At 66.7% G+C, this 21,428-nt stretch carries 22 protein-coding genes and 3 tRNA genes; 12 read left to right on the plus strand and 13 right to left on the minus strand.

Going from position 1 to position 21,428, the window contains the following annotated elements; genetic code table 11:
• Positions 1-122: 122 nt before the first annotated feature.
• Positions 123-206, minus strand: a tRNA-Leu gene (locus ACYVGI_RS13750).
• Positions 207-321: 115 nt separating this feature from the next.
• Here ACYVGI_RS13750 and ACYVGI_RS13755 point away from each other — a divergent pair.
• The 7 genes from ACYVGI_RS13755 (at position 322) to pknB (ending at position 9,254) form a co-directional block, all read left to right on the plus strand.
• Positions 322-1,068 carry an FhaA domain-containing protein gene (locus ACYVGI_RS13755; RefSeq protein WP_460633175.1) on the plus strand — a complete coding sequence of 249 codons (747 nt, stop codon included), beginning with the start codon at positions 322-324 and terminating at the stop codon, positions 1,066-1,068.
• Positions 1,065-1,652, plus strand: a complete 588-nt coding sequence (locus tag ACYVGI_RS13760) for an FHA domain-containing protein FhaB/FipA (protein ID WP_460633176.1) — start codon at positions 1,065-1,067, stop codon at positions 1,650-1,652. Before ACYVGI_RS13755 ends, ACYVGI_RS13760 begins: the two co-directional genes overlap by 4 nt.
• Before the next feature lie 2 nt (positions 1,653-1,654).
• Positions 1,655-2,905, plus strand: a complete 1,251-nt coding sequence (locus ACYVGI_RS13765; RefSeq protein ID WP_460633177.1) for a PP2C family protein-serine/threonine phosphatase — start codon at positions 1,655-1,657, stop codon at positions 2,903-2,905.
• Complete coding sequence (locus ACYVGI_RS13770; protein ID WP_460633178.1) at positions 2,889-4,286, plus strand: FtsW/RodA/SpoVE family cell cycle protein; 1,398 nt, start codon at positions 2,889-2,891, stop codon at positions 4,284-4,286. Before ACYVGI_RS13765 ends, ACYVGI_RS13770 begins: the two co-directional genes overlap by 17 nt.
• On the plus strand, positions 4,287-5,741 hold the full coding sequence (locus ACYVGI_RS13775) for a peptidoglycan D,D-transpeptidase FtsI family protein (RefSeq protein ID WP_460633179.1): 1,455 nt from the start codon (positions 4,287-4,289) through the stop codon (positions 5,739-5,741).
• Positions 5,738-7,483 carry a serine/threonine protein kinase gene (locus ACYVGI_RS13780; protein ID WP_460633180.1) on the plus strand — a complete coding sequence of 582 codons (1,746 nt, stop codon included), beginning with the start codon at positions 5,738-5,740 and terminating at the stop codon, positions 7,481-7,483. The genes ACYVGI_RS13775 and ACYVGI_RS13780 overlap by 4 nt, the downstream gene beginning before the upstream one ends.
• Before the next feature lie 79 nt (positions 7,484-7,562).
• The gene (gene pknB / locus ACYVGI_RS13785) at positions 7,563-9,254 is read left to right on the plus strand and encodes a Stk1 family PASTA domain-containing Ser/Thr kinase (protein ID WP_460633181.1); all 1,692 of its coding nucleotides are present in this window, start codon (positions 7,563-7,565) and stop codon (positions 9,252-9,254) included.
• Positions 9,255-9,293: 39 nt separating this feature from the next.
• Here pknB and ACYVGI_RS13790 read toward each other — a convergent pair whose 3' ends face one another.
• From ACYVGI_RS13790 to ACYVGI_RS13800, 3 genes are read right to left on the minus strand one after another with little or no spacing between them, the layout of a single operon-like run.
• Positions 9,294-9,932, minus strand: coding sequence for an anthranilate synthase component II (locus tag ACYVGI_RS13790; RefSeq protein ID WP_460633182.1), 639 nt, complete (start codon positions 9,930-9,932; stop codon positions 9,294-9,296).
• Entirely contained in the window at positions 9,929-10,087 is a 159-nt protein-coding gene (locus tag ACYVGI_RS13795) for a hypothetical protein (protein ID WP_460633183.1), read from the minus strand. The genes ACYVGI_RS13790 and ACYVGI_RS13795 overlap by 4 nt, the downstream gene beginning before the upstream one ends.
• Before the next feature lie 2 nt (positions 10,088-10,089).
• Positions 10,090-10,887 (minus strand): class E sortase, encoded by a 798-nt coding sequence (locus ACYVGI_RS13800; RefSeq protein ID WP_460633184.1) that lies wholly within the window; start codon positions 10,885-10,887, stop codon positions 10,090-10,092.
• A gap of 86 nt (positions 10,888-10,973) precedes the next feature.
• Here ACYVGI_RS13800 and ACYVGI_RS13805 point away from each other — a divergent pair, with 86 nt between their 5' ends.
• Complete coding sequence (locus ACYVGI_RS13805) at positions 10,974-11,216, plus strand: cell division protein CrgA (protein ID WP_055897136.1); 243 nt, start codon at positions 10,974-10,976, stop codon at positions 11,214-11,216.
• A 225-nt stretch (positions 11,217-11,441) separates the two neighbouring features.
• Here the strand turns inward: ACYVGI_RS13805 and ACYVGI_RS13810 are convergent, their stop codons facing one another.
• Positions 11,442-12,278, minus strand: a complete 837-nt coding sequence (locus ACYVGI_RS13810) for a rhomboid family intramembrane serine protease (protein ID WP_460633185.1) — start codon at positions 12,276-12,278, stop codon at positions 11,442-11,444.
• A gap of 23 nt (positions 12,279-12,301) precedes the next feature.
• The gene (locus ACYVGI_RS13815) at positions 12,302-12,841 is read right to left on the minus strand and encodes a peptidylprolyl isomerase (RefSeq protein ID WP_460633186.1); all 540 of its coding nucleotides are present in this window, start codon (positions 12,839-12,841) and stop codon (positions 12,302-12,304) included.
• Between the two features lie 101 nt (positions 12,842-12,942).
• Between ACYVGI_RS13815 and ACYVGI_RS13820 the strand changes: the two genes are divergently transcribed.
• Complete coding sequence (locus ACYVGI_RS13820) at positions 12,943-13,485, plus strand: hypothetical protein (RefSeq protein WP_460633187.1); 543 nt, start codon at positions 12,943-12,945, stop codon at positions 13,483-13,485.
• Positions 13,486-13,603: 118 nt separating this feature from the next.
• The gene (locus tag ACYVGI_RS13825; RefSeq protein ID WP_460633188.1) at positions 13,604-13,798 is read left to right on the plus strand and encodes a PspC domain-containing protein; all 195 of its coding nucleotides are present in this window, start codon (positions 13,604-13,606) and stop codon (positions 13,796-13,798) included.
• Here the strand turns inward: ACYVGI_RS13825 and ACYVGI_RS13830 are convergent, their stop codons facing one another.
• Complete coding sequence (locus ACYVGI_RS13830; RefSeq protein WP_460633189.1) at positions 13,799-14,215, minus strand: NUDIX hydrolase; 417 nt, start codon at positions 14,213-14,215, stop codon at positions 13,799-13,801.
• A 47-nt stretch (positions 14,216-14,262) separates the two neighbouring features.
• Between ACYVGI_RS13830 and ACYVGI_RS13835 the strand changes: the two genes are divergently transcribed.
• Positions 14,263-15,126, plus strand: a complete 864-nt coding sequence (locus ACYVGI_RS13835; RefSeq protein WP_460633190.1) for an Fpg/Nei family DNA glycosylase — start codon at positions 14,263-14,265, stop codon at positions 15,124-15,126.
• 18 nt (positions 15,127-15,144) lie between these two features.
• Here the strand turns inward: ACYVGI_RS13835 and ACYVGI_RS13840 are convergent, their stop codons facing one another.
• Positions 15,145-15,585, minus strand: coding sequence for a rhodanese-like domain-containing protein (locus ACYVGI_RS13840; RefSeq protein ID WP_460633191.1), 441 nt, complete (start codon positions 15,583-15,585; stop codon positions 15,145-15,147).
• Positions 15,586-15,677: 92 nt separating this feature from the next.
• On the opposite strand from ACYVGI_RS13840, the gene ACYVGI_RS13845 reads away from it, so the two are divergent.
• Complete coding sequence (locus tag ACYVGI_RS13845) at positions 15,678-16,142, plus strand: Lrp/AsnC family transcriptional regulator (RefSeq protein ID WP_460633192.1); 465 nt, start codon at positions 15,678-15,680, stop codon at positions 16,140-16,142.
• Positions 16,143-16,164: 22 nt separating this feature from the next.
• Here ACYVGI_RS13845 and ACYVGI_RS13850 read toward each other — a convergent pair.
• The 5 genes from ACYVGI_RS13850 to gyrB form a co-directional block, all read right to left on the minus strand.
• Positions 16,165-16,237: transfer RNA gene (locus tag ACYVGI_RS13850), tRNA-Ala, on the minus strand.
• A 45-nt stretch (positions 16,238-16,282) separates the two neighbouring features.
• Positions 16,283-16,359: transfer RNA gene (locus ACYVGI_RS13855), tRNA-Ile, on the minus strand.
• Between the two features lie 80 nt (positions 16,360-16,439).
• The gene (locus ACYVGI_RS13860; RefSeq protein ID WP_460633193.1) at positions 16,440-16,853 is read right to left on the minus strand and encodes a DUF3566 domain-containing protein; all 414 of its coding nucleotides are present in this window, start codon (positions 16,851-16,853) and stop codon (positions 16,440-16,442) included.
• A complete protein-coding gene (gyrA, locus tag ACYVGI_RS13865) occupies positions 16,843-19,380 on the minus strand; it encodes a DNA gyrase subunit A (RefSeq protein ID WP_460633409.1) in 2,538 nt (845 codons plus the stop codon). Before gyrA ends, ACYVGI_RS13860 begins: the two co-directional genes overlap by 11 nt.
• A gap of 31 nt (positions 19,381-19,411) precedes the next feature.
• A complete protein-coding gene (gene gyrB, locus ACYVGI_RS13870) occupies positions 19,412-21,385 on the minus strand; it encodes a DNA topoisomerase (ATP-hydrolyzing) subunit B (protein WP_460633194.1) in 1,974 nt (657 codons plus the stop codon).
• Positions 21,386-21,428: the final 43 nt, after the last annotated feature.

Consider the following 21,428-nt stretch of genomic DNA (forward strand, 5'->3'; position numbering starts at 1 on the left):
ATCAGCGCATGGTCGCCGCGATCAACGCGAAAGGCCGGCCAGACGTTTCCGTCGGACCGGCCTTTCTTCGTTCGCTTGGAGCATTTCACGATCCGGTGACCCGGATCCTGAACCACCCTCCGTGCGCGAGGGGGGACTTGAACCCCCACGCCCTTTCGAGCACTGGCACCTGAAGCCAGCGCGTCTGCCAATTCCGCCACTCGCGCGAACTAGGAGAGACTAACACGACCGTCGCATTCATTTCGAATCAGCCGCCTTCGGTGCCTTCTCACCCGTTCCGACTAACATGCTCATAGTCGGCGAGCCGGGAGCGGGAGACCTGTGGGCATACTGGACAACTTCGAGAGAGGTCTCGAACGTGCTGTCAATGGCGCGTTCGCGAAGACCTTTCGGTCGGGGCTGCAACCGGTCGAGCTCACCAGCGCCCTGAGGCGGGAGCTGGACACCAAAGCCGCTGTCGTCACGCGGGATCGCATCCTGGCGCCCAACCGGTTCGCGTTGCGCATGTCGCCCGCCGACTACAAGCGGATGCGCGGGATGGGAGCCGCGCTCACCGACGAGCTCGTCTCGTTCGTGCAGCAGCACGCCACGGCCCAGCACTACCAGTTCGCCGGCGGCATCTCCATCGACCTCGTGGAGGACTCCTCCATCAGCGAGGGGATGCTGCAGGTCGACTCCGAGAACGTGAAGGGCGCCGTCGCGTGGACGCCCGTGCTCGACATCGGCGGCAAGCGTTACCCGATCACCCACTCCACCACCGTCATCGGGCGCGGCAGCGACGCCGACATCACTGTCGACGACACCGGCATCTCCCGCAAGCACGTCCAGATCATCTGGGACGGGCAGCGCGCGCAGGTGCAGGATCTCGGCTCCACGAACGGCTCGCAGCTCAACGGCCAGCCCGTCCGCAAGGCGATCCTCGAGCCCGAATCCGTCATCACCATCGGTCGAACCCGTATCGTGTTCCGAGTGCTGCCGCAGGCGGCGCCCGCCCCGTCCGCCGGTCAGGGCTTCGCCGAGGACGTGACACGGCGCAACGACATCGGAAACTTCTGGAGCGAATCGTGAACCCCAGTGAGCTGACGCTCCTCGTGCTCCGGTTCGGGTTCCTCCTGCTGCTGTGGCTTTTCGTCTTCGGCATCGTCTACGCCCTGCGCACCGACCTGTTCGGCCAGCGCGTGCGCAAACTTCCGGATGCCCAGGCAGCGTCGCCGGCCGCATCCCCGTTCGTCGGCGCCCCGGGCGGGGCGGGCCAGGCGGCGACCGGCGCGGCAGCGGGCAGGCCCATGCAGGCGGCTCCCGTCTCCAGCCTCCCGTCCGGTGCGAACACCGCGACCGGCCGCCCGAAGGCCACCACACAGTCCGCCACCCGACTCGTGATCACCTCCGGTCCGCGCCAGGGCACCGAGCTTCCGCTCGGCCGCGACCCGATCACCATCGGCCGGTCGAGCGAGTCCGGTCTGGTGATCCGCGACGACTACACCTCCACGCATCACGCCAGGCTGCTGCTGTGGAACGACGAGTGGATGGTCCAGGACCTCGACTCCACCAACGGCACCTTCCTCGACGGCCGACGCGTCACCGTCCCGACTCAGATCCCGCTCGACACCCCGATCAAGATCGGCACGACGACGTTCGAGCTGCGACGGTAGACGTGGCGCCGAACCGGGCAGCGGCCGTCTCACACGTCGGGAAGATCCGCTCCAACAACCAGGACTCCGGCTATGCCGGGCACGACCTGTTCGTCGTCGCCGACGGGATGGGTGGCCACGCGGGCGGCGACGTCGCCTCCGCCATCGCCGTGAACCGCATCCGCGAGGCCGACAAGGAGTACGCGACAGCCTCCGAGGCGGAGTTCGCGCTGCAGTCCGCGCTGATCGCCGCGAACTCGCTGCTCGCCGAGACCGTGTTCGAGCATCCGGAACTCACCGGCATGGGCACCACCGTGAGCGCCATCGTGCGCGTCGGCGACCAGCTCGCACTCGCCCACATCGGCGACTCGCGCATCTACCTGTTCCGCGACGGCGAGCTCAAGCAGGTCTCCATCGACCACACCTTCGTGCAGCGCCTCGTCGACAGCGGCCGCATCACCGAGGAGGAGGCGATGGTCCACCCTCGCCGCTCCGTTCTGATGCGCGTGCTCGGCGATGTGGATGCGTCCCCGGAGATCGACACCTGGACCCTCGACACCCAGCCGGGCGACCGCTGGCTGATCTGCTCGGACGGCCTGAGCGGCGTCGTCAAGCACGACGACATGGTCGCCGCCCTCGCGTCGAGGGATGCGCCGAAGCAGGTCGCGGACAAACTCGTCAGGCAGAGCCTCGACGCCGGAGCCCCAGACAACGTCACCGTCGTCATCCTCGACATCGCCGACACGGCCCGCGGGGAGACCGTGAAAGACCCGGTCACGGTCGGCTCGGCCGCCGCACCGCTGTCGTTCGACACCGAGGCCAAGCCGACCACCCGCACCACGCGCCTCCCGTCGTTGCGCCTGCACCCCATCCGGCCCGCGACGGGCCCGACGCACTTCGAGCCGCAGTCCGAGGACTATCTCGACGAGCTGATCGAGGAGGACCAGCGTCGCGTCCGCCGCAGACGGATCACCTGGCTCGTCGGTGTCATCGTCCTCGTGCTGGCCATCGCCCTCGCGGCGCTGTTCGGCTACCAGTGGACGCAGTCCCGCTACTTCGTCGGCGCATCCCCGTCCGGCAACGTCGCCATCTTCCAGGGTGTGCAGCAGAACCTCGGGCCGATCACCCTGTCTCACGTCTACGAGGAGTCGAGCGTGAGCGTCGATGAGCTCCCCGCGTACGACAAGCAGCTCGTGCAGCAGACCATCAACGCCGACAGTCTGTCGTCGGCGCAAGCGATCGTGGATCAGTTGGCCGATGCCGTCAAACAGTAACGCTGCGACGCTCGACCAGACCGCGCCGGCCACCGGCAAGGTCAAACGTCTGCGCCTTCCCGCCAAGCTCCGCAATCTGGAGCTGGCGCTCCTCATCGTCGCCTGCGCCATCAACGCCGTCGCCGTCGTGCTCGTGCAGCTCGGCGCGCTCGGGCACGTGGACCTCACCCTGCTGTACCTCGGCGTCGGCCTGTCCGTCCTGGTGTTCGGGATGCACATCGCCCTCCGCTACGTGGCTCCCCAGGCCGACCCGTTCCTGCTGCCGATCGCCACCGTGCTGAACGGCATCGGCATCGCGGAGATCTACCGCATCGACATCCACTACCAGGACACCGGCTGGAACAGCGCCGGCGTGCGGCAGATCGTGTGGAGCGCCATCGCCATCATCTGCGCGCTGGCCGTCATCATCGTGATCCGCAACCACCGCGTGCTGCAGCGCTACACCTACATCTTCGGGTTCGCCGCCCTGCTGCTTCTGCTGCTTCCGATGCTGCCGGGCATCGGCAAGGAGATCTACGGCGCACGGGTCTGGATCGGCATCGGGCCGTTCAGCTTCCAGCCGGGCGAGATCGCCAAGCTGTGCCTGGCGATCTTCTTCGCCGGGTACCTCGTGCAGCACCGCGACTCGCTCTCGATGGTCGGCAAGAAGTTCCTCGGGATGCGGTTCCCCCGCGCCCGCGACCTCGGCCCCATCCTGATCGTCTGGCTGATGTCGATGGCCGTCATCGTGTTCCAGCGCGACCTCGGCACCGGGCTCCTGATCTTCGGCCTGTTTCTGGTGATGCTGTACGTCGCGACGGCCCGCATCAGTTGGGTGCTCCTCGGCCTGCTGCTGATCGTCGGCGGCGCCGTGGTCGCGAGCCAAGTGCTCGTGTATGTGCACGACCGGTTCGAGAACTGGCTGAACCCGTTCGCCCAGAAGGTGTACGACGCGGACGGCGGCAGCTTCCAGCTCGTGCAGGGCCTGTTCGGACTCGCGCACGGCGGCCTGATCGGCACCGGCCTCGGCCAGGGGCAGCCGTGGGTCACCCCCGTGTCGCAGAGCGACTACATCATCGCGAGCATCGGCGAAGAGCTCGGCCTGGCCGGTCTGTTCGCGATCTTCGCCCTCTACCTGCTGTTCGTCGCTCGCGGCCTCCGCATCGGCTTCGCCGGTCAGGACGACTTCGGCAAACTGCTCGCCGTCGGACTGTCGTTCACGGTCGCACTGCAGTGCTTCATCGTGATCGGCGGCGTCACCAGGGTCATCCCGCTGACCGGCCTGACCACGCCGTTCCTCGCGGCTGGCGGTTCGTCGCTCGTCGCCAACTGGATCATCGTGGCTCTGCTGCTCCGATTGTCTGACACCGTCCGCAACCAACCCCGTCTGGTGGTGAGCTGAGTGAATCGCGAGATCAAGCGCATCAGCACCATCGTGCTGCTGATGTTCGTGGCGCTGCTGGTGTCCACCTCCATCCTCACGGTGTTCCAGGCGGATGCACTGACGGCGGATGCGCGCAACAGCCGTGCCAGGAACGACAGCTATTCGCAGCAGCGCGGCGCGATCCTGGTCGCCGGCCAGCCGATCGCCCAGTCCGTGCCGTCGAACGACGTCTACAAGTTCCAGCGCGTATACAGCAACGGACCGCTCTACTCGTCGGTCACCGGCTTCTTCCCCGTCAACGGAGAGCCGACCGGGCTGGAGGGCGCGCTCGACGACAAGCTCAGCGGCTCGTCCAACTCGCAGTTCTTCGACCGCGTGAACGCGATCCTCACCGGCAAGAACCCGCAGGGCGCCTCGGTCGAGACCACGATCGACCCCGTCGCGCAGCAGGCGGCGTACGACGCCCTCGGCAGCTACCAGGGCGCCGTCGTCCTGATGGAGCCGAAGACCGGACGCATCCTGGCGATGGTCTCCAAGCCCGACTTCGACCCGAACACGCTCGCCGGTCACGACGGCGACACGGTCAACGCCAACTATCAGGCCCTCCTGGATGCACAGGGCAGCCCCCTGACGAACCGCACCATCGGCGGCGACCTCAACCCGCCAGGCTCCACCTTCAAGCCGGTGATGAGCGCTGCGGCCTTCGGCTCCGGCAACTACACCAAGGACAGCCAGCTCCCCAACGTCGCGTCGCTGCCGCTGCCGGGCTCGCCCACGGTGGTCAAGAACGACAACTTCTCCACCTGCGGCCCCGGCGCCACCGTGTCGATCGCGACGGCGCAGATCCTGAGCTGCAACATCCCGTTCGCCGAGCTCGGGATGCAGCTCGACCCGCAGACGATCCACTCGCAGGCCGAGAAGTTCGGCTTCAACCAGTCGCTCCGCATCCCGATTCCGGTGGAGAAGAGCGTGTACCCGCTCTACACCGACGACGCGCAGCGCGCTCTCGGGTCGTTCGGGCAGTACAACGACAAGGCCACGCCGCTGCAGATGGCAATGGTCTCGGCCGCGATCGCGAACGGCGGCAAGCTGATGTACCCGAACCTGGTCGACTCGATCCGTTCGGCGGACCTTCAGACACTCGAAAGCTTCCAGGCGAAAGAGTTCAGCCAGGCGCTCAGCCAGGAGAACGCCGACACGATCAAGCAGATGATGGTCGACGGCGTCGATCACGGCGTGGCGAGCAATGCAAGAATAGACGGGGTCGAGGTCGGCGGTAAGACCGGAACGGCGCAGAACGGGGACAACGACCCCTACACGCTCTGGTTCACGGGTTTCGCGCCGGCGAACGATCCTCAGTTCGCTGTGGCGGTTGTTGTTGAAAATGGCGGTGGACAAGGTCAGAACGGCACGGGTAACTCCATCGCCGCTCCGATCGCGAAGAAAGTACTAGAGGCGGTGCTGAATAAATGAGACCCACAGCAGGGCTCACCTTCGGGGGACGTTACGAGCTGCAATCGCGGATCGCGATCGGCGGCATGGGCGAGGTCTGGCAAGCAACAGACCTCGTGATCGGACGCACCGTCGCCATCAAGATCCTCAAGGACGAATACCTCGGCGACCCTGGCTTCCTCGAGCGCTTCCGCGCCGAGGCCCGTCACGCCGCCCTGGTGAACCACGAGGGCATCGCGAACGTCTTCGACTACGGCGAGGAGGAGGGCAGCGCCTTCCTCGTGATGGAGCTGGTCCCCGGCGAGGCTCTGTCGACCATCCTCGAGCGCGAGCATGTGCTCAGCACGGACAAGACACTGGACATCGTCGCGCAGACCGCCGCCGCGCTGCACGCCGCCCACGCCGCCGGTCTCGTGCACCGCGACATCAAGCCGGGCAACCTGCTCATCACGCCGGACGGCCGCGTCAAGATCACCGACTTCGGCATCGCGCGCATCGCCGACCAGGTTCCGCTGACCGCCACCGGCCAGGTCATGGGCACCGTCCAGTACCTCTCGCCCGAGCAGGCGTCCGGCCACCCGGCGTCGCCGACCACGGACATCTACTCGCTCGGCATCGTCGCCTACGAGTGCCTCGCCGGCCGTCGACCGTTCACGGGCGAGTCGCAGGTCGCCATCGCGATGGCGCAGATCAACGAGGCGCCGCCCGAGCTGCCCGCGACCGTCGCAGAGCCGGTGCGCAACCTGGTCTTCGCGTGCATCGCCAAGAACCCGGCCGACCGTCCGGCCTCCGCCGCCCACCTCGCGCGTGCCGCCCAGGCGCTGCGCCGAGGGGATGTGCAGGCCGCTGCAGCGTCCGTTCCCGCCGTTCTCGGCGGCGCGGTCCTCGGAGGCGCGACCACGATGCTGATGCCGTCCGCCAGCGCGGGCGCAACCGAGGCCACGACCATCCTGCCGTCCGCGTCTGCGCAGACGACGCAGACGGAGCTGCAGGATGCGGAGCCGTCCACCACGACCAAGAAGCGCAGCCCGTGGACCTGGCCGCTGATCGCCCTGATCGCCCTCCTGGCGCTGGTGCTGATCGGCACGATCATCGCGCTGGTCGCGCAGCCGAACACGCCGCCGCCCACGTCGCCGAGCACGACCGCGAGCCAGACGCCGAGCACCAAACCAACCACGCCGAGCCCGACACCCACGAGCAACACCGTGCAGATCACCGAGGCCGACTTCGACGGACTGACCGCCGACGCCGCTCGCGCCAAGCTGCAGGGACTCGGGATGGTCGCCGACGTCCAGACCGGAAACGCCGCCACCGCGCAGGCCCAGGTGAACACCGTCTACTCGGTGAACCCCACCGGCCCCGTGCAGAAGGGCGCCACGATCACGGTCAAGGTCTTCGGGCCGGTCACGCCCATCCCGACCCCGACGGACACGGTCACGGCCAACCCGAGCGAGGTCGACAACTTCGACCCGAACAACATGCCCAAGATCACGGTCACGTTCGGCTCGGCCACCTGCCCGGCCGGACAGGACCTGAAGGGCCGCGCACTGTACGTGAACGGGACGCAGCAGACGCCGGTGAACGCCAGCACGACGACCTGGTCGCCGAACGCGGTCGGCACATACCAACTGTCGTACACGATCTTCTGCGGGGAGTCGATCGAGTCGGCGCAGTCGCCTGCTGTCCCGTATGTGGTGAAGAGCAGCACGACCACTGGGGGGAACGGTAATGGAGGAACGGGAACAGGGACGAACGGCGGCTGATCCGGCCCCCGCTTCGGGGGGAGTTACCCAGACAGAGACCGCTACACTAGCCGGAGCCACCACCCGGAAGGAGTCCGCATTGAGCCCAGATAGCCGCCTGCTCGCAGGCCGATATCAGGTGGGCGAACTCATCGGACGTGGTGGGATGTCGGATGTGCACCGCGGCAAAGACACGCGTCTCGGCCGCACCGTGGCGATCAAGCTGCTCAAGCCGTCGCTGGCGACCGATCCCGCCTTCCGCACGCGTTTCCGTCAGGAGGCTCAGGCGGCGGCGCGCATGGCGCATCCCACGATCGTCCGCGTGTTCGACGCCGGCGAGGAGACGGTCCGCGAGCCCAACGGCCACGAGGCGCAGCTCCCGTTCATCGTCATGGAGTACGTCGACGGCGTGCTCCTCAAAGACCTCATCAAGAAGGGCCCGCTCGAGGTCACCGAGGCCGTGCGCATCACCGAGGGCATCCTCACCGCGCTCGAGTACTCGCACCGCGCAGGCGTCGTGCACCGCGACATCAAGCCGGGCAACGTCATGATCACCAAGTCCGGCCAGGTCAAGGTCATGGACTTCGGCATCGCCAGGGCGATCAGCGACTCCTCCGCGACCGTGGCGCAGACCACCGCCATCCTCGGCACCGCCAGCTACTTCTCGCCGGAGCAGGCCAAGGGCGAGTCCGTGGATGCGCGCACCGACCTCTACTCCACCGGTGTCGTGCTCTTTGAGATGCTCACCGGCCGCCCTCCGTTCCGTGGCGACACACCGGTGGCCGTCGCGTACCAGCACGTCAGCGAAGCGCCGGTCAAGCCGAGCTCCATCAACCACAAGATCTCACCGGCGATGGACATCGTCGTCGCGCGCGCTCTCACCAAAGACCGCTTCGAGCGGTATCAGACGGTCACCGAGTTCCGGGACGACCTGGAGCTGGCCGCCTCGGGCAAGGTCCCCATCCACAAGGCTCCGGATGCGGTGGGCGAGACGCTCTTCGGAGCCCCGCCGAGCGTCGTGTCCGGCCCGGAGGCCGCCTTCCGCCAGCTCGCGGAGGACCAGACGATGGTCCGCACGCAGCGCCGCCCGCCGGTCATCTGGATCTGGGCCGGTGTCGCGATCATGGCCGTCGTCATCGTCGCCGTTCTCGCGTGGGTTCTCCGGCTCGCTCCGAGCACCACACTGCCGGAGACCTCGCGCGAGGTGCCGAACCTGTCGGGCCAGGCGCTCGACAAGGCCACCGCGCAGTTGCAGGACATGAAGCTCAAGTGGACCCAGGCGTCCGAAGCGAGCTCCACGTACCCGCAGGGCGAGGTGATCCGCACCGATCCCGGCGCGGGAATCGTGGTCGCCACCGGTGACACGATCACGGTCTACGTCTCGACGGGCAAGAAGACGGTCAGTGTGCCAGACGTGCACAACATGACGACGGATGCGGCCAAGGCCGCCCTGGCCGCCGTCGGCCTCTCTGTCGGGCCGGTGACGACGACGAACTCGTCGACGGTGCCCGCCAACGTGGTGATCACCACCGATCCGGCGCCGAACGCCAACGCCCACGAGGGCGACGCCATCGCGCTCACCGTCTCCAGCGGCAAGGTCACGGTCACCGACCTGACCGGTCAGTCCTTGCAGGCCGCCACCGGCATCCTCTCCGACCTCGGATTGGTCGTGAACCCGAAACCGGATGCGACCTGCCCGCAGGACAAGGGCGCACCGCTCGTGCACACGCAGTCTCAGGTGGGGGACGTGCCGCAGGGCTCGACGGTCGACCTGACCTACTGCTCGGGCTGAGCGGACAGCGCTGGCGCTGGCGCGTTCGCGCCAGCGAGTTCAGACCAGCTTGACCAGTGGGTTCAGGTCGCGTGCTGCCGCAGCCGCGCCGTGCAGTCCCGCCACTTCGAGCCAGTTGCCGAGCATCCGGTACCCGCCCTCGGTGAGCACGGACTCCGGGTGGAACTGCACACCGTAGATCGGCGCTTCCCTGTGTCGCAGCGCCATGATGACGCCGCCCGGCGTGCGTGCCGTGATGACGAGGTCGTCCGGAACCGTGCCGTCGACCACGGCAAGCGAGTGATACCGGGTGGCCGTGAACGGCTGACCGACGCCGTCGAAGAACGGGCTGTCGTCGTGGGTGACCTCCGACGTCTTGCCGTGCATCAGCTCTTCGGCGTTCGTGACGACGCCTCCGAACGCCTCGGCGATGGCCTGGTGCCCCAGGCAGACGCCGAGCAGCGGCATCCCAGTCCGCAGCGCCAGCTTCACCGTGGGGATCGACACACCGGCGTCCGACGGCTTGCCCGGCCCGGGCGACACCAGCACGGCGTCGTACTCGGCGAGGCGCGCGGCCAGGTCGGCCTCGGCGATGTCGTCGTTGCGCACGACCTCGGTCTCCGCACCCAGCTCTTGAAGGTAGCCGTTCAGGGTGTAGACGAAGCTGTCGTAGTTGTCGATGACGAGTACGCGGGTCACGGCCCCACGGTACCTTCCTGCGGCCCCAAGAGCGAATCCACCCACGGGAACACCCAGGTCACGAGCGCCGCGAGCACCGCTACGAAGAGGACGATCAGAATCAGGACCCGCACCCACCACGGCCCTGGCAGGATGCGCCACAGTGCGCCGTACATCGTCACCCTCCGTTGGCCGCTACGGCGGCCGCGATCTCGCTCGGCACGTCGCTGGTCGGTGCATAGCTCTGGAACACGTTGTATGCGATCAGCCGTTCGCCCGCGTGGAACGGCGGGTTGCAGGTGGTGATCGTCATGAGCTTGTCGATCGGGGTCGCATCCGGCTGGCGGGGAACGGGGAGGATCACCCCGACGGCGCTCGGCTGCACGTACTCGAAGTTGCGGAAGGTGTACGTGTACCAGCCGTCTTTGGTCTGCACGTAGATGCGATCGCCGATGTGGAGCTTGGACAGGTCGATGAAGGTGTTCCCCCAGCCGCTGTCGTGGCCGGCCACCGCGAAGTTGCCGACGGCGCCCGGCATCGCCGTTCCCTTGTAGTGGCCGACGCCGGCGTTGTAGCTGTTGAGCACGCGCTCGGTGTCGACCGTCTCGCGGATCGTCCGCTTCCAGTCTGCGCCGAGCCGCGGGATGTAGATGACCGCGAACGGCTGGTAGTCGGCGGGCTCGGAGAGCACGGGAGGGGGCGCGGGCTGCGTCGGGTCGGTGTCCGCTGGCGGCGTCGGCGTCGGCGACTTCGCCGCTTCGTCGAGCCACCTCTGGCTCTGCTCCTGCGCCGCGCTGGTCTGCGACCCAGCGAGCACCAGGCTGTTCCACCAGATCTGCCAGCCGAGGAACAGCAGGACGAGCACGCCGGCGGTGATCAGCAGCTCGCCGAGCACCCCGAAGAAGGTGACCCGGTGACGTCGACGGACCCGGCCGGTGGGCGCAGCGGGCGGCTGCGGGTCGATCGGGGCTGTCATATGTGTGATTCTAGGAGATATTGGCTGAGTAATGGCCTCGGGCATCCCTCGGACTCCCACAGCCTGTCCCGCTACACTATGGAGCTATGGCACGCACCAAGTCGAAGACCAAGCCCGAGCGCACTGTCGCCCAGTCGGGCGAGGACGCCCCCAACCCTGTCTGGTTCAAGCCGGTGATGTTCGGCTTCATGCTTCTCGGGCTGGTGTGGATCATCGTCTTCTACGTGAGCCAGAACATGTACCCGATCCCGGCACTCGGCGCGTGGAACATCCTCGTCGGCTTCGGCATCGCCTTCATCGGCTTCCTCATGACCACCCGCTGGCGCTAGTCGGCTTCATATACTCCACCCGGGATCGGCTGCGGCCGGTCCCGGGTTTTTTCATGCCTGCGCGGCCATGACCAACAGAGTTATACACAGGTGTCCTCCACAGTGAGGACAATCACACTGGTGTGGTTCTCCCCAGTGTTAATAAGCCTGTGGAGAGTTACACCCGTGTAATTATCCCCACTGTTAATAAGCCTGTGGATAACTTATCCACGCACTGGGGAGGAATTACAGGAAGCGGATGAGGCTCAGGGCGATGAGAAGCACGCAGAGCAGGATCAGCAGCGGAAGCTGCCAGCGCCGACGCGAGACACTGCGGGTCTCGACGTAGACCAGGCCGACGAGCGCGCCACCGACCAGCCCGCCCACGTGAGCCTGCCAGGCGATCCCGAAGCCCGGGATGAACCCGATGACCAGGTTGATCGCCACGAGGACGAGCAACTGGGTCGCGTTGCCGCCCAGCCGTCGCTGGATGATGAAGAACGCCCCGAGCATCCCGAAGATGGCACCGGATGCGCCGACCACCGGCTGCAACGGATTGGCGATCAGCAGCACGCCCACCGACCCGGCGAACCCGCTGATCAGGAAGAGCGCCGCGAATCTGGCCCTGCCGAGCATCGGTTCCAGCATCATGCCGAAGATCCACAGCGTGTACATGTTGAGCGCGATGTGCAGGATGCTGGCGTGCGCGAACACGGTCGTCAGCATCCGCCACGGCTCGAAGGCCACCGGGCTCGAGTACACCCCGGCGTACTGGATGGCCTGGGTGACCGTCTGCCCGATTCCCGGGAGCTGCTGCAGCACGAAGACGAAAACGCACAGCGCGATGATCGCGTACGTGACCACCGGTGACCCGCGGCCGGTCGCCCTGGTGACCCAGGCCGGCTTGGTGCGGGGAGCCTCCGCGCGCTGCTGCGCCATGCACTCCGGGCAGATCACTCCGACCGCGGCCGGAGTCTGGCACTCAGGGCAGATCGTGCGCCCGCACCGCTGACAGAGCACATAGCTCTGCCGGTCGGGGTGACGATAGCAATAGGTCGCCCTGGCGTCGACGGGCTGAGACATCGTTCGACCCGCCCCCGCCGCTGCTAGACCTGCTCGACGGTGACCGACTCGATGACGACGTCGTCGAGCGGCCGGTCACGCGCATCCGTCGGCAGCTCGGCGAGCTTGTCGACGACCTTGCGGGACGCCTCGTCTTCGACAGCGCCGAAGATGGAGTGCTTGCCCTGCAGCCACGTGGTGGGCGCGACGGTGATGAAGAACTGCGAACCGTTGGTGCCGTGGCCGCCCTGGATGCCGGCGTTGGCCATTGCGAGGATGTACGGCTCGGTGAAGTCGAGCTCCGGGTTGATCTCGTCGTCGAACTGGTAGCCCGGTCCGCCGATGCCCTGACCGAGCGGGTCTCCGCCCTGGATCATGAAGCCGGGGATGATGCGGTGGAAGACGACGCCGTCGTACAGCGGGTCGGTGCTCTTGGCGCCCGTCGCCGGGTGCGTCCATTCGATTTCACCGGTCGCCAGGCCGACGAAGTTCCTGACCGTCTTCGGTGCGTGATTGCCGAAGAGGTTGACCTTGATGTCCCCGTAGTTAGTGTGGAGGGTGGCGACAGCGGTGTGCTTAGACATGGCACCAATTCTTGCACAGGGGTTCTGGGCTCTCGGGCCATCCACAGGCCTTTAGGTGGCAAGATGGAGTGAGTTCGCTACACGACGCAATGGAGGTCCAGATGAACCTGACACGGAAGCGGAAGAAGGAACTCAAGCGCCTGCGCAGTAGCGCCGAAGAGCTTTGGGGTCAGCAGCAGGATGTGCTGGCGAATGCCAACGCCGTCGCGGCGGAGGCTCGCAAGCAGGCTGCCTACTACACGCGCGAAGAGATCGCTCCGAGAGTGCGCGACGGGTACGAGCACTACGTGCGCCCCGCCACGCAGACCGCTGGCCGTGTGGCCGGTGCGGCGCGCGAGCGGCTGGTGAGCGACGTCATCCCAGCGGTCGGCACCGCCGTCGGCACGGCGATGTCCGTCGTCGACCACGCTCGGGATGCGCGTGCACGCGCCTTCATCGGCGAGGTCAAGAAAGCGGGCAAAGACGTCTCGAAGAAGGCCAAGGCCGCCACGGATTCGTCGGGGCCGGGTGCGGGAACGGTCATCGCCGTGGTCCTCGGCGCCATCGCGGCCGTCGGACTGCTCTACGCGGTGTGGCAGACGTTCCGCGCAGACGACGAGCTCTGGGTGGCAGACGAGGAGCCCACGGCTCCCGCCGCCGAGTAGCAGCGACTTCGAAAAGGGGTGGCGCCGGATGGCGCCACCCCTTTCGTGTGCCTGCCTCAGGGTCGATTGGGGGGATTCCCCGATACCGCGCGCGCGTCGGCCGTCGCAGACTCGAAGCATGAACACTCTCTACCGTCCAACGTCCGGCCGCGTGCTCGGCGGCGTCTGCGCGGGACTCGCTCAGCGCTTCGGGTGGAGCGCGACGACCGTGCGCGTCCTGTTCCTGCTGTCGTGCCTGCTCCCCGGTCCCCAGTTCATCGCGTACATCGCGATGTGGATCGTCATTCCGTCCGAAGAGCCGCGGCGCGCCTGACTACGCCAGCCCGGCCATCCCGAGCGCCACGTTGACCAGTTCGACCCTGCGCGACGGGATGCTGTGCAGCGGGAACCAGCGCGCCTCGTCCGTCGTTCCATCCAGCTCGTTCGTGAGCGTGCCCCCGACCACGGATGCGCGGTACACGATCCGGAGCGCGTGCAGCGGCCCCGCATCCTCTATGAACCGCGCCTCGGCCGGCACGATGTGCGAGTCGATGCCGATCAGTTCGCCGGCGACAGCCTCGTAGCCTGTCTCCTCCGCGATCTCGCGGACCACCGCATCCACCGGGTCTTCACCGGGGTCGATGCCGCCGCCGGGGAGGGTCCAGCCGGAGCGGCCGCCCTCGTTCCAGTGCGCGAGCAGTATCCGGTCGTTGTCGACGATGACTCCGTAGGCGGCGACCCGAATGTCCATGCGGACACCATACTGCGGTTGTCGGTCGCAGGCGGCACACTGGAGGGGTGCCTGAACTTCCGGAAGTCACGGCTCTTGCGGCCGACCTCGACGCGCGCCTTCGCGGCCGTGTCATCGACACGCTCGGCATCGTCGCCTTCGCCGCGCTGAAGACCTTCGATCCCCCGGTTAACGCCGTCACCGGCACGACCATCGCCGGTGTGACGAGGCACGGCAAGTTCCTCGACATCGCCGCGGGCGACCTGCACATCGTCATCCACCTGGCGCGGGCTGGCTGGATCCGCTGGAGGGATGCACCGCCCCCTCCGCCCACCGGGCGGCCGGGGAAGGGTCCGCTGGCGGCACGCCTTGTGCTGGACGACGGCTCCGGCCTCGACATCACCGAGGCCGGAACGAAGAAGAGCCTGTCCATCTCGGTCGTGCACGACCCGTCCGATGTGCCCGGCGTGGCGCGCCTCGGGCCGGACCCGCTGTCCCGCGAGTTCACCGAGGCAGCGTTCGCGCGCATCCTCGCGGACGCCGGACGCGCGCAGATCAAGGGCGTGCTGCGCAACCAGTCGATCATCGCCGGCATCGGCAACGCATACTCGGACGAGATCCTGCACACGGCCAAGATGTCGCCGTTCAAGCCGGCATCGATGACCCAGGAGGAGGTGACCAGGCTCTACACCGCCATGCAGTCGACGCTGCGGGATGCGCTCGCTCGCGCCGACGGACTGGCCGCCTCCGAGCTCAAGGGCGAGAAGAAGCTCGGGATGCAGGTGCACGGTCGCACCGGCCAACCGTGCCCGGTCTGCGGCGACACCGTCCGCCAGGTGATCTTCGCCGACTCGACGCTGCAGTACTGCCCCACCTGCCAGACCGGAGGCAAGCCCCTCGCGGATCGGGTGCTGTCGCGGCTGCTCAAGTAGCCGACCGCTGCCGCGCGCTCAGCAGTCGCAGGTGATCGCATCCACTCCGACCGGCGCGGTCAGCTCGTCCGTGGGCCGTTCGACGGGCCCGTTGTCGTTCTCAATGCCGAGGCCCTCGCGCGCCCAGTACTCGAAGCCGCCGATCATCTCCTTGACGGAGTAGCCGAGCAGACTGAACTGGAGCGCGGCCCGCGTCGAACCGTTGCAGCCGGGACCCCAGCAGTACACGACCACGGGCATTCCCTCGGGGATGAGCGCGGCGGCCTGCTCACCGATCTGCGCGGTCGGCAGGTGCACGGCGCCGGGGATGCGCGCCTGAGCCCACGCCGCGTCCCCACGCGAGTCGACGAGCACGAACCGCTCCCCCGCATCCCGGGCCGCCCTGACATCGGAGGGGTCGGTCTCGAACTCGAGCTTGCGGGCGAAGTGGCGGGCTGCTTCTGCGGCTGTGATGGTCATGACCACAGATTAGGGATGCGCGCGGCCCGTTTGAAGAGACGATCACCGGCATTTGAGCCCCGTCACCGTCGATCCGATGGCAGAATCGGCGCATGACCGCGAATCCTCCGTACACGACCGATTCGGTCGACGACGCCCTGCTCGCCGAGCTGCAGCGCGACGGCCGTCAGTCGATCGCCGAGCTGGCCAGACGCGTGCACATGTCGAACTCCGCGGTCGCGGAGCGCGTTCGTCGCCTGGAGGACGCGGGCGTTATCGGCGGCTACCGCGCCGTGATCGACCCGGAGCGCCTCGGCTACGCGATCCTCGCGTTCCTGCGCCTGCGCTACCCGAGCAGCGTCTATACGCCTCTGCACGAGCTTCTGGCCGAGACGCCGGAGGTCGTGGAGGCGCACCACGTCACCGGAGACGACTGCTTCATCCTGAAGGTGGTGGCGACCTCGATGCGCCACCTGGAACAGGTCAGCGGCAAGATCGGAACTCTGGGGAGCGTCACGACGAGCGTCTCGTATTCGAGCCCGTTCCCGTCGAGGGCGATCGTGCCGCCCGAGAGCTGACTGACCGCTGGAGATAAAACTGTGGAGCCTAGGAGATTCGAACTCCTGACATCCTGCTTGCAAAGCAGGCGCTCTACCAACTGAGCTAAGGCCCCGGAGGGGCTGTGATCCGAGAAGAAATCTATCTCTCAAAAACACAGTGGTGGGGATACGAGGACTTGAACCTCGGACCTCTTCGTTATCAGCGAAGCGCTCTAACCGCCTGAGCTATATCCCCGATTGGGCAGATTAGAGACTACCTGATCTGCCCGTCCAATGCGAAATCGGCGGGGTGCCGAACCGCACGGGATGGTCGTTCTAGTTGTTCGTGAAGCCGACGAGCAGGCCGCCGGTGATCTTCACGGAAAGGTTGTACAGGAGGGCGAAGACGGCGCCGAGGGCCGTGATCACGATGATGTCGAGGATGCCGACGACGAGCGAGAAGCCCATCACCTGACCGAGGCCGAGGATCGACTTGAGGTCGCTTCCTCCGGCGCCCGAGATGTCCTTGAACAGGCTGTTGACCTGGTCGAAGATTCCGGTGCGGTCGAGCACGGTCCACACCAGGAACGTTCCGACGATCGCGATGATCGCCAGGCAGATCCCCGCGAGGAACGACAGCTTCACGGTCGACCAGAAGTCGATGTACACCAGTTTGAGGCGCACCTGCTTGGCGGACGCGGGTCTCCGGGACGACTTCTTGGCGAGCTTTTCGGCGACACTACTGCTCATCTACGGTTTCTTCCTTCCCGACGTCCCCAGATTCTTCGTCATCTTCCTGAGAATCAAGGTTGCGTTCGGTGTTTTTGGCCAGAGCGATGATCTTGTCGGACTCGGCGAAACGTGCAAAGACGACACCCATGGTGTCTCGGCCCTTGGCGGGTACCTCGGCCACGGAGGAGCGTACCACCTTGCCGCTGGCAAGAACCACAAGGACCTCGTCATCGTCGTCCACGATCAGGGCACCGACCAGGTCGCCCCTGTCGTCGCTCAATTTCGCGACCTTGATGCCCAGACCGCCGCGGTTCTGCAGGCGATACTGGTCGGCGGCGGTGCGCTTGGCGTATCCGCCCTCCGTCACGACGAACACGTATCCGTCGTCCGAGACCACGGATGCGTCGAGCAGCTTGTCGTCACCGCGGAAGTGCATCCCGATCACGCCGGAGGTGGAGCGACCCATCGGGCGCAACGCCTCGTCGGAGGCGGTGAACCGGATCGACATGCCCTTGCGCGAGACGAGCAGCAGGTCGGAGTCCTCCTCGACCAGCAGCGCGGAGACGAGTTCGTCCTCCTCGCGCAGCTTGATCGCGATGATGCCGCCGGAGCGGTTCGTGTCGTACTCGCTCAGCGCCGTCTTCTTGATGAGGCCGTCGCGGGTGGCGAGCACAAGATACTTGGCCGCCTCGTAGTCGGGGATGTCGAGGATCTCGGCGATCTCCTCATCCGGCTGCATGGCGAGCAGGTTGGCGACGTGCTGGCCCTTCGCGTCGCGGCCGGCCTCCTGCAGCTCGTACGCCTTGGCGCGGTAGACGCGACCCTTTGTCGAGAAGAACAGCAGCCAGTGGTGCGTGGTGGTGACGAAGAAGTGGTCGACCACATCCTCCCCACGGAGCTGGGCGCCCTTGACGCCCTTGCCGCCGCGGTGCTGGCTGCGGTAGTTGTCGCTGCGGGTGCGCTTGATGTATCCGCCGCGCGTGACCGTGACCACCATCTCCTCTTCGGGGATGAGGTCTTCCATGCTCATGTCGCCGTCGAAGCCGAACATGATCTCGGTGCGGCGGTCGTCGCCGAAGCGGTCGACGATCTCGGTGAGCTCGTCGCTGACGATCGTGCGCTGACGCACCGGGTCGGCCAGGATCGCCTGGAAGTCCGCGATCTCGCGCTCGATCTCGTCGTGCTCGTCGATGATCTTCTGGCGCTCCAGGGCGGCCAGACGGCGCAACTGCATCGCGAGGATCGCATCCGCCTGGATGTCGTCGACGTCGAGCAGCTCCTTCAGGCCGGTGCGGGCGTCGTCCACGGTCGGGGACCGGCGGATGAGCGCGATGACGTCGTCCAGCGCATCCAGTGCCTTGAGGTAGCCGCGCAGGATGTGCGCCCGCTCCTCCGCCTTGCGCAGACGATAGCGCGTGCGACGGACGATGACCTCGATCTGGTGGTCGACCCACGCGGTGATGAAGCCGTCGAGGGCGAGCGTGCGCGGCACGTTGTCCACGATTGCGAGCATGTTCGCGCCGAAGTTCTCCTGCAACTGCGTGTGCTTGTACAGGTTGTTCAGCACGACCTTCGCGACCGCGTCCCGCTTCAGCACGATGACGAGGCGCTGGCCGGTGCGACCGGAGGTCTCGTCGCGGATGTCGGCGATGCCGCCGATCTTGCCGTCCTTGACCAGGTCGGCGATCTTGATCGCGAGGTTGTCCGGGTTGACCTGGTACGGCAGTTCGGTGACCACCAGGCAGATGCGGCCCTGGATCTCCTCGATCGCCACGACGGCGCGCATGGTGATCGAGCCGCGGCCCGTGCGGTATGTGTCCTGGATGCCCTTGATGCCGAGGATCTGCGCGCCGGTCGGGAAGTCCGGTCCCTTGATGCGCTTCATCAGCTCTTCGAGGAGCTCCTCGCGCGGCGCATCCGGGTTGGCCAGGTACCACAGCGCGCCGTCCGCGACCTCGCGGAGGTTGTGCGGAGGGATGTTCGTGGCCATGCCGACCGCGATGCCGACAGAGCCGTTGACAAGCAGGTTCGGGAAGCGGCTCGGCAGCACGGCCGGCTCCTGCGTGCGGCCGTCGTAGTTGTCCTGGAAGTCGACGGTCTCCTCGTCGATGTCGCGGACCATCTCCATCGCGAGCGGAGCCATCTTGGTCTCCGTGTATCGCGGGGCCGCCGCGCCGTCGTTGCCCGGCGAACCGAAGTTGCCCTGGCCGAGAGCCAGCGGGTAGCGAAGGCTCCACGGCTGAACGAGACGGACGAGGGCATCGTAGATGGCGGAGTCACCGTGCGGGTGGAACTGCCCCATCACGTCGCCGACCACGCGGGCGCACTTCGAGAACGCCTTGTCCGGGCGGTATCCGCCGTCGAACATCGCGTAGATCACGCGGCGGTGCACGGGCTTGAGACCGTCGCGCACCTCGGGCAGCGCGCGCCCGATGATGACGCTCATGGCGTAGTCGAGGTAGGAGCGCTGCATCTCCGACTGCAGGTCGACCTGGTCGATCCTGCCGTGGATGCCGAACCCGGCCCCTGCGGTGTCGTCGGTCACGGTGTCGTCTCCCGGGGTGCCTTCGATGTTGTCAGATGTCAAGGAAACGCACGTCCTTCGCGTTCTTCTGGATGAAATTACGTCGCGACTCGACGTCCTCGCCCATCAGGGTGGCGAAGATCTCGTCGGCCGCGGCGGCGTCGTCGAGAGTGACCTGCAGCAGCGTGCGGGTCTCCGGGCTCATCGTGGTCTCCCACAACTCCTTGTAGTCCATCTCGCCGAGACCCTTGTAGCGCTGAACGCCGTTGTCCTTCGGGATGCGCTTGCCCGCCGCGATCCCGTCGGCCAGGAACGCGTCGCGCTCCCTGTCGGAGTACACGTACTCGTGCTCGGCGTTGGTCCACTTGAGGCGATAGAGCGGCGGCTGCGCGAGGTACACGTAGCCGAGCTCGATGAGCGGACGCATGTAGCGGAACAGGAGCGTCAGCAGCAGCGTGGTGATGTGCTGGCCGTCGACGTCGGCATCCGCCATCAGGACGATCTTGTGGTAGCGCGCCTTCTCCGGGTTGAAGTCCTCGCCGATGCCGGCGCCGAACGCCGTGATCATCGCCTGCACTTCGTTGTTCGCGAGCGCGCGGTCGAGCCGCGCCTTCTCGACGTTGAGGATCTTGCCGCGCAGCGGGAGGATCGCCTGCGTCTCCGGGTTGCGGCCCTGGACGGCCGAGCCGCCCGCCGAGTCGCCCTCGACGATGAAGATCTCCGAGATCGACGGGTCCTTCGACTGGCAGTCTTTGAGCTTGCCGGGCATCCCGCCACCCTCGAGGAGGCCCTTGCGCCGTGCGGTCTCGCGCGCCTTGCGGGCAGCGAGTCGCGCGGTCGCGGCCTGGAGCGCCTTGCGGATGATCTCCTTCGCCTGGTTGGGGTTGCGGTCGAACCAGTCGCCGAGCTGGTCGCCGACGACCTTCTGCACGAACGCCTTCGCCTCGGTGTTGCCGAGCTTGGTCTTGGTCTGGCCCTCGAACTGCGGCTCGGACAGCTTCACCGAGATGACGGCGGTGAGACCCTCGCGCACGTCGTCGCCGGAGAGGTTGTCGTCCTTCTCCTTCAGGATGTTCTTCTCACGTGCATACCGGTTGACCAGAGTGGTCAGTGCGGCGCGGAAGCCTTCCTCGTGCGTTCCACCCTCGTGGGTGTTGATGGTGTTGGCGTAGGTGAAGACGCTCTCGTTGTAGCTCGTGGTCCACTGCATCGCGACCTCGAGCGCGATCTTGCGCTCGGTGTCCTCCGACTCGAACGCGATGATCTCGTCGTGGACCACCTCGGCCTTCTTGGCGGAGTTGAGGTAGTGCACGTAGTCGATGAGGCCCTGCTCATAGAGGAACACTTCGGAGCGTGGCTCCTCCTGTCCCTCTTCGAGGCGCTCGTCCGTCAGTGCGATGCGGAGTCCCTTGTTGAGGAACGCCATCTGCTGGAAGCGGGTGCGCAGGGTGTCGTAGTCGAACTCGACGCTCTCGAACGTGTCGGGACTCGGCCAGAACGTGATCGTCGTGCCGGTCGCATCCGTCTCTTCGCCCATTTCGAGGGGAGCCACGGGAACGCCGTTGCGGTAGCTCTGCCGGTAGACGTTGCCCTGGCGGCTGACCTCGACGTCGAGGCGCGTGGACAGTGCGTTCACCACGGAGCTTCCGACGCCGTGCAGACCGCCGGAGACCGCGTAGCCGCCTCCGCCGAACTTGCCGCCGGCGTGCAGGATGGTCAGAACGACTTCGACGGTCGACTTGCCCTCGACGGGGTGGATGTCGACCGGGATGCCGCGACCGTTGTCGATGACACGCACGCCGCCGTCGGCGAGGATGGTGACGTCGATGTTGTCCGCGTGACCGGCGAGCGCCTCGTCGACGGAGTTGTCGACGATCTCCTGCACCAGGTGGTGGAGGCCGCGGGGGCCGGTCGAACCGATGTACATTCCGGGTCGCTTGCGTACGGCTTCGAGACCCTCGAGGACCTGGATCTCATTCGCGCCGTAGTCGTGTTCCGACTCAGCCTTGCTCGGTTCCATCGTCATATGAAATTAGGCTCCTGACCGCACTCAGTAGTGACCTATTCAT

The sequence above is a fragment of the Leifsonia lichenia genome (assembly GCF_054780215.1).